The sequence below is a fragment of the Acinetobacter sp. WCHA55 genome (assembly GCF_002165305.2).
In the GTDB taxonomy this organism is placed as follows: Bacteria; Pseudomonadota; Gammaproteobacteria; order Pseudomonadales; family Moraxellaceae; genus Acinetobacter.
Genome location: NZ_CP032286.1, coordinates 2230792 through 2246649 on the forward strand (window position 1 = coordinate 2230792; position 15858 = coordinate 2246649).

The 15858-nt window shown below is 41.1% G+C and carries 17 protein-coding genes; 12 read left to right on the forward strand and 5 right to left on the reverse strand.

Going from position 1 to position 15858, the window contains the following annotated elements:
* Positions 1–36: 36 nt before the first annotated feature.
* Both CDG62_RS13610 and CDG62_RS13615 read left to right on the forward strand, forming a co-directional pair.
* On the forward strand, positions 37–1191 hold the full coding sequence (locus tag CDG62_RS13610; protein WP_087528851.1) for a catalase family protein: 1155 nt from the start codon (positions 37–39) through the stop codon (positions 1189–1191).
* 8 nt (positions 1192–1199) lie between these two features.
* Positions 1200–1475 (forward strand): putative quinol monooxygenase, encoded by a 276-nt coding sequence (locus CDG62_RS13615; protein WP_087528850.1) that lies wholly within the window; start codon positions 1200–1202, stop codon positions 1473–1475.
* 185 nt (positions 1476–1660) lie between these two features.
* Here the strand turns inward: CDG62_RS13615 and CDG62_RS13620 are convergent, their stop codons facing one another.
* Positions 1661–2425 carry a hypothetical protein gene (locus CDG62_RS13620; RefSeq protein ID WP_087528849.1) on the reverse strand — a complete coding sequence of 255 codons (765 nt, stop codon included), beginning with the start codon at positions 2423–2425 and terminating at the stop codon, positions 1661–1663.
* A gap of 827 nt (positions 2426–3252) precedes the next feature.
* On the opposite strand from CDG62_RS13620, the gene CDG62_RS13630 reads away from it, so the two are divergent.
* The 4 genes from CDG62_RS13630 to CDG62_RS13645 all read left to right on the forward strand — a co-directional run bounded on the left by CDG62_RS13630 (position 3253) and on the right by CDG62_RS13645 (position 6101).
* Positions 3253–3627, forward strand: coding sequence for an MCR_0457 family protein (locus CDG62_RS13630; RefSeq protein WP_087528848.1), 375 nt, complete (start codon positions 3253–3255; stop codon positions 3625–3627).
* 191 nt (positions 3628–3818) lie between these two features.
* Complete coding sequence (locus CDG62_RS13635) at positions 3819–4205, forward strand: MCR_0457 family protein (protein WP_087528847.1); 387 nt, start codon at positions 3819–3821, stop codon at positions 4203–4205.
* A gap of 117 nt (positions 4206–4322) precedes the next feature.
* A complete protein-coding gene (gene dacC, locus CDG62_RS13640) occupies positions 4323–5471 on the forward strand; it encodes a D-alanyl-D-alanine carboxypeptidase PBP5/6 (protein WP_087528846.1) in 1149 nt (382 codons plus the stop codon).
* A gap of 93 nt (positions 5472–5564) precedes the next feature.
* A complete protein-coding gene (locus CDG62_RS13645; RefSeq protein ID WP_087528845.1) occupies positions 5565–6101 on the forward strand; it encodes a gamma carbonic anhydrase family protein in 537 nt (178 codons plus the stop codon).
* Between the two features lie 34 nt (positions 6102–6135).
* On the opposite strand, the gene CDG62_RS13650 is transcribed toward CDG62_RS13645, so the two are convergent.
* Positions 6136–7032 carry a LysR substrate-binding domain-containing protein gene (locus CDG62_RS13650; protein ID WP_087528844.1) on the reverse strand — a complete coding sequence of 299 codons (897 nt, stop codon included), beginning with the start codon at positions 7030–7032 and terminating at the stop codon, positions 6136–6138.
* A 125-nt stretch (positions 7033–7157) separates the two neighbouring features.
* Here CDG62_RS13650 and CDG62_RS13655 point away from each other — a divergent pair, with 125 nt between their 5' ends.
* The 6 genes from CDG62_RS13655 (at position 7158) to CDG62_RS13680 (ending at position 12664) form a co-directional block, all read left to right on the forward strand.
* Complete coding sequence (locus CDG62_RS13655; RefSeq protein ID WP_087528843.1) at positions 7158–7835, forward strand: hydrolase; 678 nt, start codon at positions 7158–7160, stop codon at positions 7833–7835.
* Between the two features lie 262 nt (positions 7836–8097).
* Positions 8098–8583: an NUDIX hydrolase gene (locus CDG62_RS13660; RefSeq protein WP_087528842.1), complete on the forward strand. Its 486-nt coding sequence runs from the start codon at positions 8098–8100 to the stop codon at positions 8581–8583.
* 4 nt (positions 8584–8587) lie between these two features.
* Entirely contained in the window at positions 8588–9721 is a 1134-nt protein-coding gene (gene mnmA, locus CDG62_RS13665; protein WP_087528841.1) for a tRNA 2-thiouridine(34) synthase MnmA, read from the forward strand.
* Positions 9722–9734: 13 nt separating this feature from the next.
* Entirely contained in the window at positions 9735–10466 is a 732-nt protein-coding gene (hflD, locus tag CDG62_RS13670; RefSeq protein WP_087528840.1) for a high frequency lysogenization protein HflD, read from the forward strand.
* A gap of 57 nt (positions 10467–10523) precedes the next feature.
* The gene (gene purB / locus CDG62_RS13675; RefSeq protein WP_087528839.1) at positions 10524–11912 is read left to right on the forward strand and encodes an adenylosuccinate lyase; all 1389 of its coding nucleotides are present in this window, start codon (positions 10524–10526) and stop codon (positions 11910–11912) included.
* A 95-nt stretch (positions 11913–12007) separates the two neighbouring features.
* On the forward strand, positions 12008–12664 hold the full coding sequence (locus CDG62_RS13680; protein WP_087528838.1) for a DUF2238 domain-containing protein: 657 nt from the start codon (positions 12008–12010) through the stop codon (positions 12662–12664).
* A 123-nt stretch (positions 12665–12787) separates the two neighbouring features.
* On the opposite strand, the gene CDG62_RS13685 is transcribed toward CDG62_RS13680, so the two are convergent.
* The 3 genes from CDG62_RS13685 to ubiH all read right to left on the reverse strand — a co-directional run bounded on the left by CDG62_RS13685 (position 12788) and on the right by ubiH (position 15663).
* A complete protein-coding gene (locus CDG62_RS13685; protein ID WP_086207818.1) occupies positions 12788–13039 on the reverse strand; it encodes a hypothetical protein in 252 nt (83 codons plus the stop codon).
* A 174-nt stretch (positions 13040–13213) separates the two neighbouring features.
* The gene (locus CDG62_RS13690) at positions 13214–14458 is read right to left on the reverse strand and encodes an FAD-dependent monooxygenase (protein ID WP_087528837.1); all 1245 of its coding nucleotides are present in this window, start codon (positions 14456–14458) and stop codon (positions 13214–13216) included.
* Positions 14455–15663: a 2-octaprenyl-6-methoxyphenyl hydroxylase gene (gene ubiH / locus CDG62_RS13695; protein ID WP_087528836.1), complete on the reverse strand. Its 1209-nt coding sequence runs from the start codon at positions 15661–15663 to the stop codon at positions 14455–14457. The genes CDG62_RS13690 and ubiH overlap by 4 nt, the downstream gene beginning before the upstream one ends.
* Positions 15664–15858 lie beyond the last annotated feature (195 nt).

The following is a 15858-nucleotide window of genomic DNA, read 5'->3' on the forward strand; positions in this document are numbered from 1 at the left end:
ACTAAAAAATCCAGCTTTAGAGCAAGGAGACAATCAATGCCTAAATCCGCAAGACCTATGCGTTTAGGTCTACTTTTTCATACCATATTGCTCACAGGTATTGCTGCTAACGTAAATGCGAATACACCCTCTGTAGGGTTGAGTTCTTCCAAAAATTTTATATACCCAAATGTAGATCATGGTCTAAGTGAAAGTCTTTATCCGAATGAGGCCGCCACGGCTAAAGAAATCGCGAACATCATTGAAATGACGATCCGAAAACAATATGCCACAGAAATTGCGCTACGTGATGCGCACCCTAAAGCACATGGTTGCGTACGCGCAGAATTTAAGATAAATGAGACATTGCCTCCAAACATGGCCCATGGTGTTTTTATTCCGGGTAAAACTTATCAAGCATGGATTCGTTTTTCGAATGGATCGAGTAATGCAAAACAGGCAGATATAAAGAAAGATGCACGCGGCATGGCGATCAAACTTTTAGCCGTGCCAGAGAAAAACCTTTTAGATGAACCTGCGTCTACGCAAGATTTTATCATGATCAATCACCCTGTATTCTTTGCCAATGAGCCTGCTCGTTATCTATCATTTATGCAAGATATCAATAGCGATCTATTTCTAAAAAAACTGCATGTCCCTTTCGCATTAGGAGCGAAAGGAACTTGGATTGCCTTAAACACTAGAAATAAAATTTCAAATCCTTTGCAAACCAGATACTGGTCCATGGTGCCCTATCAGTTAGGAGTTGGCACGCATCGTCAAGCGGTAAAGTACTCTGCTCGTGCATGTTCAAGCGTTGTTAGCCCGATTCCAGTTTCTCCTCAAACGGACTTTTTAAGAGAGGCACTTCGAACGACATTACAAGATCGTGATGCCTGCATGGAATTTCTAGTACAACCTCGGACATCCAGCTCAATGTCTGTTGAAGACTCGATGACGGAATGGAAAGAAGAGCAAGCTCCTTTCTATAAAGTGGCCACTATTCGTATTCCTCAGCAAGTTTTTGATACCGCAGAGCAAAATAAGTTTTGTGAGAACCTATCCTTTACACCATGGCATGCATTAGCTGAACATAAACCATTGGGTGCGATAAACCGAATGCGCAAAGTCATATATGACCAGATTAGTCGCGTCAGACATGAGATGAATTTGGCTAAACAAACAAATGCTAACAATGTTGGAGATCAATAAGGAGTCCTATGGTTAAACTCAATGGCCTGTTCATTTGTGTGTCTAAAGAAGAAGTCTGTATGGTGATGGAACTCCTTCCAGAACATATTAAATTAACTCTTCAAGAAGACGGTTGCATTTCTTTTGAGGTCAAGCAAAGCCACGACCCTTTTATTTGGGAAGTGCAAGAAGTGTTTGATAGCATGAAAAGTTTTAAGCATCACCAAAGTAGAACAGCCTCATCTGTTTGGGGAGTGAAAACGCAAAATATTAAACGGCAGTACAAAATATCTGAGGGTGAATAAGGTTTAAGTTTCTAGCTATAAAATGACACTTCTATGACTAGAACTTGAAATAGTCCTCAAATGAAAGCTATCTCTATTCAGACCATAAAATTTAAAAATGTTCTGGACTAAAAAACCTGATGAAGAAATAGCAATTTTTGTATTGATCATCGTGCATTGAGCAGATGTTCAACCTGATATCTTATTTAGTGAGCAATCGCTGCTGCTTTGGGTTTAAAAGCCACCAAACAAAAGACAATAAAACCACATAGAACAAAGGATGCGCCAAATCGACTTAAATCCAACCCTCCGTGACTAATAGGCTTATCTAGGAAATCCCCCAGTACGGCACCTAATGGTCGCGTGAGTACAAATGCAGCCCAAAATAAGAAAGTTCTAGAGATTTTGGTCCACATATAAAGTATCGTTAGCAATAAAAGTAAACTGCCAAAGATAAGTGCTGCACTGGTATAACCCAAACCTTGCGTATCTGCTGTCCAATCGCCTAGCGCTGTACCCAATGTTTGGGAAAACATGATGGTCAGCCAATAAAACGCTTCACTTTTGGAAGATTGAATACTCTGTACCGCTATTGACCCACTGCTGTAGTACCACGCCAATAGAGAGAAAATAAGTAAGCCGAATAAGATTAAGCTGCCACCTAAATAGCCCAGTCCTAAGGTCCGATCAACATAGTCCGCTATAGTGGTCCCTAGAGTTGTTGTTGCAATAATTGTAGACCAATAAAAAAATGCATTATATTTTTTGGCCTTAATCTGTGCTGCAACGAATATTGCAAAAATAACGGCGAAGATGCCCGTACTTACGATATATCCCAGATTAAGTGACATGGATAAGGCATCCCCCGCTGTTTCACCCAGTGTTGTTGCAGCAATTTTAATGATCCAAAACAGCAAAGTGACTTCAGGCACCTTGCTCAGCACCTTATTCAATGTTTTTTCTTCAGTCATGATACGCACCAAACCTGATTCTTTTGTCTAGGCTGAATAATAGTGCTCACAACTGAAACCAATCTTAAATTTCAAAGACCCCGACCATAGAGGCTGTTTATGACTTTCAACACCACAACGTCTATAGACTTATTCATATGCTTTATAAATCGTGTATTGACCATGAAACCAAACTGATTTGCGTTAAACACCTAAGCTCATGTTGTCACTCGCTACCCGTAAAGACAGCTGTAAAATAAGCCATGACAAATGTTCTGTTCGCATCAATTTAATTTGCGATATTTTTGAATTCACCTGATTGACCTGTCTATAAGTAAAAGGTTTGGCTTAATGGATCAATGAACGAAGGATGGAAACTATGCTTACTGTAGAGATTATGATCGCAGTAGGTTTATCAAAAGAAGATATGATAAAGTGGCATCAAAAATTTAAAGAGATGGAATATAAGGAGCATTAAAAATTCTTAGAGTCACTCGAAATTACACAAGATGAGATTACGGCTATTCGAAGCTTTTATTACTTTTTAGCTCTCAATATTTGAACATTTGAAAATCAAACCCAATAGCTCTTATCTAAGGGCTATTGAGTTCAATGCTTACCTATCGTAAGCATTTTTTATCCCTAAATATTATTCCTGCACCAACAAGCAGCTCATCCTAAAGACCGCCAAAACTAAAGATTAGAAGTAGTTAGGATGATCATTGGCGATAAAAGATTCAAAACATAAATCTCTATTAAAAAATGACTGGTCAGAACTTTTCATTGAATTCTAACTAAAAAAATATATATTGAGTCTCCGCATCCACCATAAATATGTGATTTTAAAAATGATTAAAAGCTTAACATTACGTAATTTCTTCGGATTAGGCATGGCTATCATGATCTCTCAATCTGCTTTTGCACTAGAGGGGTTAAGCGCAGAAGAAGCCAACACCATCGTGAAAGAAGATATTGCAGCAGCGCAAGTCATGACCGAATTTTGTCCTGCTTTGGTGGGTCAAGGCCCTAAAATTGAAAGCAACATTCAAACTTTAATTCAAACCTATTTACAAGACTACTCAGATAAGTCCATGACCTATGCAAAATTGCAGTCAGACAGCGAATACCAGTCGATTCTGAAAGAAGCACGTGCAGATGCAAATGGTACAGACAAAGCAGAACAAAAGTCAGTATGTGATGACGTTGTAAACTTTGAAGGTTAATTCAAGTTCTATATCTGTATCGCAAAGAAAGGATGAATAATGGGGTTATTCATCCTTTTTATTGAACTGAAAAATGTAAAAACGATGAAGCGACGTCAACAGCTTCTATACATTTTTTCGCTTACATTTACTTAAAATTTGTTTAAGCTCATCCTATTATGGCAAAAACATGTATGCACTTAGGGTTTAGAATGAATTTAAATGTAATGAAAAAAGTGATTTTGGCAGTTTGTGGTTCTTCTTTGATTGCCATCGGTTCTGCTCATGCAGCCAATAAAGACGAAAATATTGAAGTGACTCCACTGCAACAAGTGACTCAGCAAGAGTTAGCTGCAATTTATGTTCTGTCTGAAGTTTGTCCAAGCCTTGTTTCAGACCAAACTCAGTTTGAAAATGGCTACAATGCTTTGGCTAAAGAGTATCTACCAGAACAGAAAAATCCAACTGAATACCTCAAAAGCCTCAGCAAAGAGAAAAAATTCAAACCTATTTTAGTCGAAGCTCAATCCGATGCGAAAAAAGCAGGCAAAGCAAAAAACCAAGAAATTTGTAAAGAATTGAGCACTTACAGCAAATAATACCAATTGGTTACAATATCTTTGAAATAAGCCGATTTCTACCGTAGAAGTCGGCAGAACTTTGTCCTAAAATGCAAAGCTCTCGTGCTTATACTAAAGAAATCGGAACCCCTTAGAATGATTCAAAAAAGCGCCCTTGCTGCGGCATTACTCGTACCAAGCATTTCATTTGCAGCAACTGTCTTATCTTCACCACCAGAACTAAATAATAAATCATATGTGCTGATGGATTATGAGACTGGGCAAATCCTCGCATCTAAAAATGAAAATGAAAAATTAGCTCCAGCGTCAATGACAAAAATGATGACGAGTTTCATTATTGAACAAAAGTTGTTGGCGGGTGAACTCACTGAAGATGAAAAAGTTCGGATGAATGAGTCTGCGTGGTGTCGTGGTAGCAGTTCAGAATCATGTATGTATGTTCCATTAAATGGTACAGCGACTGCATTAGAGATGTTACGCGGCATTATCATTCAATCGGGTAATGATGCTTCTAAGGCCATGGCTGAGCACATTGCTGGGAACGAAGGTACTTTTGTTCACATGATGAACACCGAAGCCAAACGTATCGGCATGACCAATACCAGCTTCATGAACTCAACAGGTATGCCTGCTGAAGGTCACTACTCGACCGCTAAAGACATGGCAACGCTTGCACAGCACATTATTCATGACAGTTCAAAATATTATCCGATTTATTCTGAAAAAGAATTTACATTTAACGGCATCAAACAAGGCAACCGTAATGCCCTGCTTTATACTGACCCAAGTGTCGATGGTTTAAAAACTGGTCATACTGACGAAGCAGGTTACTGCTTAACAACTTCGGCTAAACGTGGCCCAATGCGTTTGATTTCTGTGATTTTTGGTGCACCAAGCATGCAAGAACGCGCAACGCAAACACGTGAAATTTTAGCGTGGGGTTATGCAAACTTTGAAACTAAAAACGTACAAGCAGCGAACCAAGTTTTAGCCAAATCGAAAGTGTGGTTTGGTAAAGACAGTGAAGTCCCTGTGGGTTTAGCTGAAACATTCAATGTGACCATGCCTAAAGGTCAAGCCAACTCTATTAAAACGCAGATTGTAGTTCAACCGAAACTCACTGCACCGTTGAAAAAGGGTCAAGTGGTTGGTAAATACGTTGCAAGCCTTGATGGTAAAGTGATTGCTGAAAAGCCATTGGTTGCATTAAAAGATGTTGAAGAAGCAGGCTTCTTTGCGCGTATGTTAGATCACATCAAACAATTCTTCTCAAACCTATTCTAAGTCATATTTAGACTTAAGTTAAAGCATCCACACCTCGGTCTGGGTGCTTTTTTATTTTATAATGAGCACCTACATAAAAAGCAGAACACCAATATGGCTAAAAATATTCGTCCCTATTTGAACACCACACCGCAACTGGGTAACAATTGCTATATTGATGAAATGTCAGTCGTGATTGGCGATGTCATTTTGGCTGACAATGTTTCAGTCTGGCCTTTTGCTGTGATCCGTGGTGATGTAAACCATATTCGAATTGGTAAAAACTCAAATGTACAAGACCATGCAATGTTGCATGTGAGTCATAAAAAAGCAGATAAACCTAACGGTTCCCCTTTGATCATTGGTGATGATGTGACTATTGGACATCATGTTACCTTACATGGCTGTACCATCGGCAACCGTGTTTTGATTGGTATCAATAGCATTGTTTTGGATGATGTCGTTATTCCTGACGATGTCATGATTGGTGCAGGCACACTAGTTCCTCCTGGAAAAGTGCTGGAAAGTGGCTATTTATATGTCGGAAGCCCAGCTAAAAAGGTACGCCCACTTACGGAAAAAGAATTAGCATTTTTACCCTATTCAGCACAAAACTATGTGAAAGTTTCAGGGCATTATTTAGAGTCATAGGCCTATGTGCGAGTTGCATCGCACTTTTCATTTCTTAATATTTTTCAAATGCTGTGACCAAAAAGTCAATTAAAGCTTTCACTGATGGTAACAAACCACGTCTAGAGGTATAGGCTAAGTGAATCAACTCTGGTTTTGGCTCCCAGTTTGGAATTACTTTGACTAAACGCCCTTCTTTTAAATCCTGATGAATAATTAGTTCAGGCAACTTGGCAATCCCAAGACCTTGTAAAGTCGCTACATGCAATGCGTTGAGATCGGTAGTGGTCAGTCTCGGTTCACACTTCAGCACGTATGGTTCTTCATTTTCATCAAATAATTTCCAATGATATTCAGGTACAAATGACTCCATCATCAACACAGGCCATTGATTTAACTCTTTAGGATGTTGAATGGAAAACTGCTGATAAGCCAATTGTGGACTCGCCACAATAAACTGCCGAGACAAAGACAAGTTACGTACAACGAGTCCACTATCTTCTAGTGGTAAGGGGCGGATACGTATTGCTAGATCGTAACGCTCATTTATCAAATCTACTTTTCGGTTGGTGGCTTCAACATGTAAACGCACTTTGGGATATTTCTTTAAAAAATCATTCAGCATGGTACTGACATTCAGATGCAATAAATTCACAGGACATGAGATTTTCACCGTGCCTACAGGTTCTAAACTGAGCATTTCAATAGCTGCATCCGCTGCTTCTGCTTCAATGATCATGGCTTGACAGTGCTGATAATAAACTTTTCCGACTTCTGTGACGGATACACTGCGTGTAGTTCTATTGAGTAACTTTACCCCTAAACGGTTTTCCAGTTCAGCAATACGGCGACTCAGTAATGATTTGGTGATCATCAGTTCATTACTGGCCGCAGAAAAGCCACCGTACTCGATCACTTTTGCAAAATAATAAAGGTCATTGAAGTCTTTCATCTACAGCCCCTGAATACCCAATTGTTCTTTTAATATGACAATGTTTCTCATATTAGGTATTTTTCCACCTTTGTCATGAAATTAATATAGAAATCACAAGTTAATCCGTACTAAAGGTAATAAAAATGTCTACTCCAGCAAACTTCCAAGGTCAACGTCCAGTAATTGATCCAACAGATTCAGTGATGCTTTTGATCGACCATCAAAGTGGTTTATTTCAAACTGTAGGCGACATGCCGATGCCTGAATTGCGTCAGCGCGCGGCGGCTTTGGCAAAAATTGCATCTCTTGCAAACATTCCCGTGATTACAACAGCTTCTGTTCCTCAAGGTCCAAATGGCCCCTTAATTCCAGAAATACACCAAAATGCACCACATGCACAATATGTGGCGCGTAAAGGTGAGATTAATGCATGGGATAATCCAGACTTTGTCAATGCAGTCAAAGCGACAGGGAAAAAGACGTTAATTATTGCAGGAACTATTACTAGCGTATGTATGGCTTTCCCTGCCATTAGTGCAGTTGCTGAAGGTTATAAAGTTTTCGCAGTGATTGATGCTTCAGGAACATATACAAAAATGGCCGAGGAAATTACTCTTGCTCGTGTGGTTCAAGCAGGTGTAGTCCCGATGGATACTGCGGCAGTTGCTTCTGAAATCCAAAAAACATGGAACCGTGAAGATGCGCAAGAATGGGCACAAGTCTACACCCAGATCTTTCCTGCTTATGCACTGTTGATGGAAAGCTATGTAAAAGCACAAGAAGTGGTTCAAAATAACGAAGTTCTAGATTCAAGTCGTTAATTTAAACTGATGAAGGCATAAGACTATAAAAACTTATGCCTTTTTTTAATTAGATCTATCATTTCACTAAAAACGCTTTGAATTGTGTAAAAAACCACCTCCTATCAAGAGATGGGAATTCACTTCTCCCACAATAACGATCTCCATAGCGGATGAAGATAATACTGAAAGCGTGGAACTCAGCTACTAATTTTATATCCATAACATAGCCACCACCGTCTAAATTTTGTAGAATACTCCTTTTACCCCATGGTGCTTTTACATGACCGCTTGGACAGCTCACGTGACCGTCGCAACTGTTGTTGAAAAAGACGGAAAATTTCTATTAGTAGAAGAGCATACTGCGGGAGTGACACACACTGTATTTAACCAACCTGCGGGCCATGTTGAATCAGGTGAAACACTCATCGAAGCCGCTATTCGTGAAACCATGGAAGAAACAGGACACGAAGTGTCTATAGATGCGTTATTGGGCATTTATACCTATACCCCGCCCATGTTTCCAGATCGTACCTATTACCGTTTCTGTTTTTTAGCGCAGTCACTTCATCACAATCCAACCGCCGAACTCGATACAGGTATCGTCGGTGCAGTATGGATGACTTTGGATGAACTACTCGAAACGGCTCGTGCGCGTAGTCCATTGGTGATTAAAGCAGTTCAAGACGCACTCGCGGGTCAAAAATATCCTTTATCGCTCGTTTATGAGCACCAAAATTCTCCTCTTATTTCAAGTTTGGATGCCTAGTCCTATGCAACAACGTGTCATCGTCGGTATGTCGGGTGGTGTAGATTCCTCTGTTTCTGCTGCTCTTCTTCTTCAACAAGGTTATCAAGTTGAGGGTCTTTTCATGAAGAACTGGGAAGAAGACGACGGCACAGAATACTGCACAGCGATGGAAGACTTAGCCGATGCTCAAGCAGTCTGTGACAAACTAGGGATTAAGTTACATACCGCCAATTTTGCTATGGAATATTGGGATCGTGTATTTGAGCATTTCTTAGCGGAATATGCTGCGGGCCGTACCCCAAACCCAGATATTTTATGTAATAAAGAAATCAAATTCCGTGCATTCTTAGATCATGCCATGCAACTAGGCGCGGACTTTATTGCAACTGGTCACTATGCACGTCGCGGCGAAACTATGACCAACTCTAAAGGTGAGCAATACGCACCTTTACTACGTGGTTTAGATAAAAATAAAGACCAAACCTATTTCTTACATGCTGTGCATGGTCGTGAAATTAATAAGACCTTGTTCCCCGTGGGTGAAATTGAAAAGCCAGAAGTACGTAAAATTGCGGAACAATATGACTTAGTCACGGCGAAGAAAAAAGACTCAACGGGCATCTGTTTTATTGGTGAACGTCGTTTTAATGACTTCTTAAAACAATACCTACCTGCACAAGCTGGAAAAATCGTCTTAGATGATGGCAAAGAGGTTGGTGAACATCACGGCTTAATGTACTATACGCTCGGTCAACGCGGTGGTATTGGTATTGGTGGTTTGAAAGGTGTCGCTGAAGGCGCATGGTTCGTTCTACATAAAGATATTGAAAACAACCGTTTGGTGATTGGTCAAGGTCATGAACATCCACTCATGCAAAGTACTACACTTTGGAGTGAAACAATTGACTGGGTCACAGGTGAAATGCAGATTCCTGAAACAGGTTTCCGTTGTACCTCTCGGACACGCTATCGCCAAGATGACCAAGATTGTGTGATCTTTAATGATCCGACTACCCCAGGTGGCGTACGCGTTGAGTTCGATGAACCCCAACGTGCCGTGACTCCGGGTCAGAGTGTCGTATTCTACTCAGGTGAAGTTTGTTTAGGCGGTGGCGTGATTCATCATACCAATGCTCCTAAACCTGATTTTATTTAAAGGATTTTAAGACATGGCTGAGTTACCGTTTCAACAGCCTCAAACTTTGAACGAACGCCAAAACCGAGCGTTGGCGTTGGCAGCTGTTTTTCAGTCTGCGCAACTGACGCATATGACCGCCTTGAGCGGTCAGCAAAGTATTGGGGAAAGCGGTAACTTCTATTTAGAGCAGTTGATTAAAGCCAGTTTAAATATCCGACCAAAGGGCAACCAAAGCGGACAGACCTTAGACTTCTTTCATCAGTTGGCGGACATCTCCTTAGGACTGAAAACCTTAGAAAGTAGCATTACTCAGCCCTTTAATACCTCACCCAAAACGCGAATTCCTAAATTATCTACTGCAAAACTTCCCATGACCTATGCCATGGCACTCTTACAATTAGAAAAGAAAGTGTATAGCAATCCCAAATTCGTTGAAATTATTGAACATTCCCAACAAAAAATTTTAAGACAGCTTTCTTTTTTCGATAATAACTATTTGCACCCAAGCATCATTGCCAACCTCGCGCAAACCTACGTCGACACCGCAGGGCAAATTAACCCACGCATTATGGTGCGAGGCAATGCAGAAGCATTTAAAGATTCATCACATACCAACCGCATTCGTGCTTCCCTCTTCACTGGCTTACAAATGGCACATTTATGGCGTCAGCTCGGTGGAAGTTCATGGGGCATGGTGTTTAGTAAACGCAAATTGCTCAAAGATATTCAAGATCTCGCTCGTTTACAGTATCAGGTGATTTAACACATGATCGACGGGCTTTTTAGTTTTACGTTTAATTCCAAAGTTTAAGGAATCGCTATGAACGCTTTAACCGCACTTTCTCCATTAGATGGACGCTACGCTAGCAAATGTGATGCGCTTCGTCCTTTCCTCTCTGAGTTTGGTTTAATCCATGCTCGTGTGACTGTTGAAGTGCGTTGGTTACAAGCGCTTGCAAACCGTCCAGAAATCACTGAAGTGCCTGCTTTCAGTGCTGCGACCACTACTGCACTTGATGCAATTGTTGCTGATTTTTCTGAAAGCGATGCAAATCGTATCAAAGAAATCGAACGCACTACAAATCACGATGTAAAAGCGGTTGAATACTTCCTGAAAGAAAAAATTGAAGGTATTGAAGAACTTAAAAATGCAGGTGAATTCATTCACTTTGCATGCACATCTGAAGACATCAACAACTTGTCTCATGCACTAATGCTGAAAAGTGGTCGTGATGTATTGGTTGCCTCTATGCAGCAAATCATTGACTCAATCGTGGCATTGTCTGAAAAACATGCTGATCAACCAATGTTGTCTCGTACACATGGTCAGACGGCAAGTCCAACCACTTTGGGTAAAGAAATGGCGAACGTAGCATATCGTCTTGCACGCCAAATCAAACAATTCAAACACGTTGAGCTTTTAGGCAAAATTAACGGTGCGGTAGGTAACTATAACGCTCACCTTTCTGCTTACCCAGACATTAACTGGCCTGCACACTCACAAGCATTCGTTGAGTCTTTAGGTCTAAGCTTTAACCCATACACCACTCAAATCGAACCACATGACTACATGGCGGAACTGTTTGATGCTTTACGTCGTTTCAATACGATTTTGATCGACTTTAACCGTGACGTTTGGGGCTACATCTCTTTAGGTTTCTTCAAGCAAAAACTGAAAGACGGTGAAGTGGGTTCTTCAACAATGCCACACAAAGTGAACCCAATTGACTTTGAAAACTCAGAAGGTAACTTAGGCATAGCCAATGCAGTATTGGCTCACTTAGGTGAAAAACTGCCAATTTCTCGCTGGCAGCGTGACCTAACGGACTCAACTGTACTACGTAACATGGGTGTTGGTTTTGCACAAAGCTTGATTGCTTTTGAAGCATGTTCAAAAGGCATTGGTAAACTTGAACTGAATGCTGCACGTATTGACGAAGACTTGAACAATGCGCAAGAAGTTCTAGCTGAACCAATTCAAACCGTTATGCGTCGTTACAACGTTGAAAAACCATACGAGAAACTAAAAGCATTAACACGTGGTCAAGCGATGACGCGTGACATGATGGTTGACTTCGTTAATGGTAATGAACTTGAAGCTGTTCCTGCTGCTGACCGTGCACGTTTAGCGGAAATGACGCCTGCAACCTATACAGGTAATGCAGCTGAACAAGCAAAACAAGTTGCGGACTTAATTTCTAAAATCTAACTTTTAGAAATTAAAAAAAGCGAAGCTGAGGCTTCGCTTTTTTATTTATAATACAAACAAGCATATTGCATACATCTCATTGAAAAAATAAAAAGATGACAACCATACTGAAAACATCAACCACAGAAAATCCCATCAACGATCAACTGGAAAGGCCACATTGGGTCTGTCTCATCCTGCTTTGTTTAGCAGTGGCTTTGGCTTCAATCCACCCGCTTGAACTCAGCTCTTATATCTTGCATCAGGTCGGAACTGTGTTCATGCTAATTACGCTGATCATTTGTCTGTATAAACTCGGACTCAGCTTGATGAGTTTTGTGCTGTATATTGTTTTTTTGCTGATTCATATACTTGGCGCACACTATCTGTATTCTTATGTACCCTATAATGAATGGTCGATCCAATACTTAAACCTCGACCTCAACCAGAGTTTAGGTTGGACACGTAATATGTATGATCGCTTTGTACATTTAGCATACGGTCTACTGCTCTACCCATTTTTCTATCGGGTATTTCAAGTCTGGTTACCGCAACTTTCAAAACTGACACTATTCCTTTTGGTGATTCAGTTTGTGATGGCAAGCAGTCTGATTTATGAATGGATTGAATGGCTGATTGCCATGGGACTCTCTCCAGAAGATGCTGAAAATTATAATGGCCAGCAAGGTGACATGTGGGATGCTCACAAAGATATGCTATTAGCAACCATTGGCTCAATCACCACAGGCATCATTTACTTATTTAAAAGCTAATCAACAGTTAGTCGAATAGAGGCAACTGATGACTGTACAAAATTGATTGCACGTATTGTAATTGATGCACGAAACTTTAAGCAGACCATAAAAAAACACCACGTTGGTGGTGTTTTATAAACATCAATCTTTTGCAGACTCATCTGCTGGCACTTCTGTGATACGACCACCACGTGCGAGAAAAGCAGCTACTTCATCTTCTAGCGCTTGGCGCTGTTTCAATTTCGCAGTCACAGTGAGTGTCTCAGCTTCGGCAACATCACCATCACTTGCTGCATTTTCAGAAGAATCTGATGCGCCCTTTTCAGCGGCTTGTGCTTCGTCCTCATCAACCGCTGAGTCTTCTACATCATCATAATCATTTGAATCAGTCATCTTAATCTCCCCACAAATGACCTTTAAGGTTCCAATGTATTACTGGTTTTCAATTATGTTGAAATTTAACAAGCTCTCAGCCTTTCGCATAGTCTTATTCAATAGAAAATCGTATCTTTTTAATCAAAATCGTAATCATATTTTACAACTGCCTAAAAAATAACACTTCCCGTCTTAGACAGCATAACGCGTCTCTTTGAGCAACCCTAAACCATTGGCCTGTGTCATAAAAGCATCTTTTAATACAGGTAATTTTTCAACCTGTTTCAAACCAAAGTTTCGCGCCCACACCATGGGAAAAAGTTGTGTAGTTTCCATCCAACCAATCGCAGACATGCTATGCATCATGGCATCATTTTGTCCTTTACGGCGGTGTTCATAACGCTTCAATGTTTGCTCATTTGCCCATACGCCACGTGCTAGATCATGTAGTAATGCATCACAGAGTACAGCAGCATCCAAACAGCCAATATTGACCCCTTGCCCCGCCAGCGGATGAATCACGTGTGCGGCATCGCCAATTAGGGCCAAACCCGCTTTAACATATTGTTGTGCAGCACGTGCTTTGAGGGGGAAAGTAGCACGCGGTGTCGCTTCCAACACTTCGCCTAACATGTGGTGACTTTCTCGCGTTAACAGCTCGGTAAATTCAGCATCTGAAAGTGCAGCATATTCATCTGCATAGTCATCAGGTAAAGTCCATACGATCGACTGCCAATGTCCTGCTTGCTCTGGTTTTAAACTCGCCATCGGTAAAAATGCCAAAGGGCCAGTTTCTAAGAAAATCTGACGCGCAACATATTGATGTGGCTGTGCCGTCCGAATGGCGCAACTCAAACCCGCTTGTTTGTAGTCGAGTACATCAATATCAATAAATGCTTGCTCTCGTACAAAAGAGTTTGCACCATCTGCGCCAATCACCAGTTTGGTTTTTAGCACTGTGCCATCGGCTAAATGGATATACCATAACCCAACACCTTCTTCGACACGGGCAACTTTAACTTGGGTGCGGTAATCATTGAGTACATTAAGCATCTGCTGTTGAATCGCTAAATTGAGCAAACTTGGCTCAACCATAGAACCGAGAGCTTGTTCGCCTTGCGGTTCCTGCTGGGACGCATGACCAAAGTTAATTTCACCATAGCCATTTTTATTCCATACCTGCATGCCACTATAGGGCATCTGGCGGGCAATTTTATCCCAAACATCAATGGTTTTAAGCAAATGTATCGTTGCTTGACTGAGTGCCAAAACACGTGGGTTGGCAATGCTTAGCGTTTTTTGTTCATCTAAAATAGGCGCAGCATCTAGTACTGTCGCTTGCACACCACCCTGTGCTAAAAGTAAGGCAGTCAGTCCGCCAACTAAACCACCACCGATGATCACCACATCTAAAATATCAGCTTGAACTTGGCTCATGCTTTTAGCCCCATGGCATAGTTAGCTACTAGCGGTTTAATGCCTGGAATTGTATCAAATGCGACCAGCCCTGTGTTTCGAATAAATTTTAAGATCGGGTTGCTGTTGCTAAAACCACGCACTACAGAGTCGCAGAACTTAATTACACGCTGTTGGTCAGTCAAACGTGAAGCCTCATAGGATTGCAACATCGTTGCATCGCCCAAGTCAGCATTTTGTGCAATTTGCTCCGTTAAATAACGTACCAAAACGTGTGCATCACGCATACACAGGTTAAAACCTTGCCCTGCAACAGGGTGAATCGTATGCGCAGCATTGCCCATCAACACCACTCGTCCTACGGCCTGCTTTTCTGCTAGTACTTGTGACAATGGAAAACTAAAACGCTTACCTGTTTTCTGGAATTTACCTGCACGGTCGCCATAAGTTTCTTGTAAGGCATCTAAGAAGTGTTGGTCATTTTCATCACCCAACCATTCCCCTTCAGTACCCTTTTGCACAGGCCAAACCACGGAACGACGGTATTCACCCGGAAGTGGTAACAGTGCCAATGGCCCTAAACTACTAAAACGCTCGAAACCCACATGGTGGTGAGGTTTTGAGGTCTGTACTGTGGTCACAATAGCGACTTGGTCATAGTCATGTTCCGAAGCGCCAATTCCTAAAGCTTTACGGCAGAATGAATCACGTCCATCTGCTGCAATAACAAGTTTTGCTTGCAGTGACAGTTCTTCTTCTCCACGGTTTGCTTCGATGAATGCCAAATCAGCATCTTGCGTCAGTTTGGTGACTTTTACGCCATCAATCAACTCAATGAGTGGCTGTTTTTGAACTTCTGTCAGTAGGACACGACCGAGCCATGCATTCTCGATAACCTGCCCGAAGCTTTCGACTTTTTCTTGTTCTGCTTTAAGTCGAGCCTTACCAAAGCTACCTTGTTCAGTGATATTTACTTCTAGAATAGGTGTTGCATGTTCTTGTAAAGCGCTCCATAAACCTAATTCTTGGTAAATCTGAACTGTACGACGAGACAGTGCGCTGTTTCGTGCATCAAAACTAGAGTGGTATGGCGCAAGGTTTACATCATCATAATTTGGGTATTTGATCGCCTCTAAAAGCTTCACCGCAATGTTTTGTTTGGCTAACATCAACGCCAGACTGAGTCCGACCATACCACCACCGACAATGATGACTTCTTGTTGCATGCTTGTATCCTTTGTTATGGCGTATTCAAAGTCTAAAACTTCAAAATACCTATAAGTTTTAATGGATTTTATATTACATGAAAGCGTTTCATTTTTATAATGAAATGAATGTTTTTACGTACTATCAAGGTAAAGTAAAATCACCATCTCACGGCTTTGTTGCACAAAGCTGTTCTTAAGGGCTTCTTCAGCAAT

Coding starts and splice junctions, on each gene's coding strand:
- dacC (WP_087528846.1), top strand. CDS start 4,323: ATGATTCAAAAAAGCGCCCTTGCTGCGGCATTACTCGTACCAAGCATT.
- CDG62_RS13630 (WP_087528848.1), top strand. CDS start 3,253: ATGATTAAAAGCTTAACATTACGTAATTTCTTCGGATTAGGCATGGCT.
- CDG62_RS13620 (WP_087528849.1), bottom strand. CDS start 2,425: ATGACTGAAGAAAAAACATTGAATAAGGTGCTGAGCAAGGTGCCTGAA.
- CDG62_RS13680 (WP_087528838.1), top strand. CDS start 12,008: ATGACAACCATACTGAAAACATCAACCACAGAAAATCCCATCAACGAT.
- CDG62_RS13635 (WP_087528847.1), top strand. CDS start 3,819: ATGAATTTAAATGTAATGAAAAAAGTGATTTTGGCAGTTTGTGGTTCT.
- CDG62_RS13685 (WP_086207818.1), bottom strand. CDS start 13,039: ATGACTGATTCAAATGATTATGATGATGTAGAAGACTCAGCGGTTGAT.
- mnmA (WP_087528841.1), top strand. CDS start 8,588: ATGCAACAACGTGTCATCGTCGGTATGTCGGGTGGTGTAGATTCCTCT.
- CDG62_RS13645 (WP_087528845.1), top strand. CDS start 5,565: ATGGCTAAAAATATTCGTCCCTATTTGAACACCACACCGCAACTGGGT.
- purB (WP_087528839.1), top strand. CDS start 10,524: ATGAACGCTTTAACCGCACTTTCTCCATTAGATGGACGCTACGCTAGC.
- hflD (WP_087528840.1), top strand. CDS start 9,735: ATGGCTGAGTTACCGTTTCAACAGCCTCAAACTTTGAACGAACGCCAA.
- CDG62_RS13615 (WP_087528850.1), top strand. CDS start 1,200: ATGGTTAAACTCAATGGCCTGTTCATTTGTGTGTCTAAAGAAGAAGTC.
- CDG62_RS13690 (WP_087528837.1), bottom strand. CDS start 14,458: ATGAGCCAAGTTCAAGCTGATATTTTAGATGTGGTGATCATCGGTGGT.
- CDG62_RS13655 (WP_087528843.1), top strand. CDS start 7,158: ATGTCTACTCCAGCAAACTTCCAAGGTCAACGTCCAGTAATTGATCCA.
- CDG62_RS13660 (WP_087528842.1), top strand. CDS start 8,098: ATGACCGCTTGGACAGCTCACGTGACCGTCGCAACTGTTGTTGAAAAA.
- CDG62_RS13650 (WP_087528844.1), bottom strand. CDS start 7,032: ATGAAAGACTTCAATGACCTTTATTATTTTGCAAAAGTGATCGAGTAC.
- ubiH (WP_087528836.1), bottom strand. CDS start 15,663: ATGCAACAAGAAGTCATCATTGTCGGTGGTGGTATGGTCGGACTCAGT.
- CDG62_RS13610 (WP_087528851.1), top strand. CDS start 37: ATGCCTAAATCCGCAAGACCTATGCGTTTAGGTCTACTTTTTCATACC.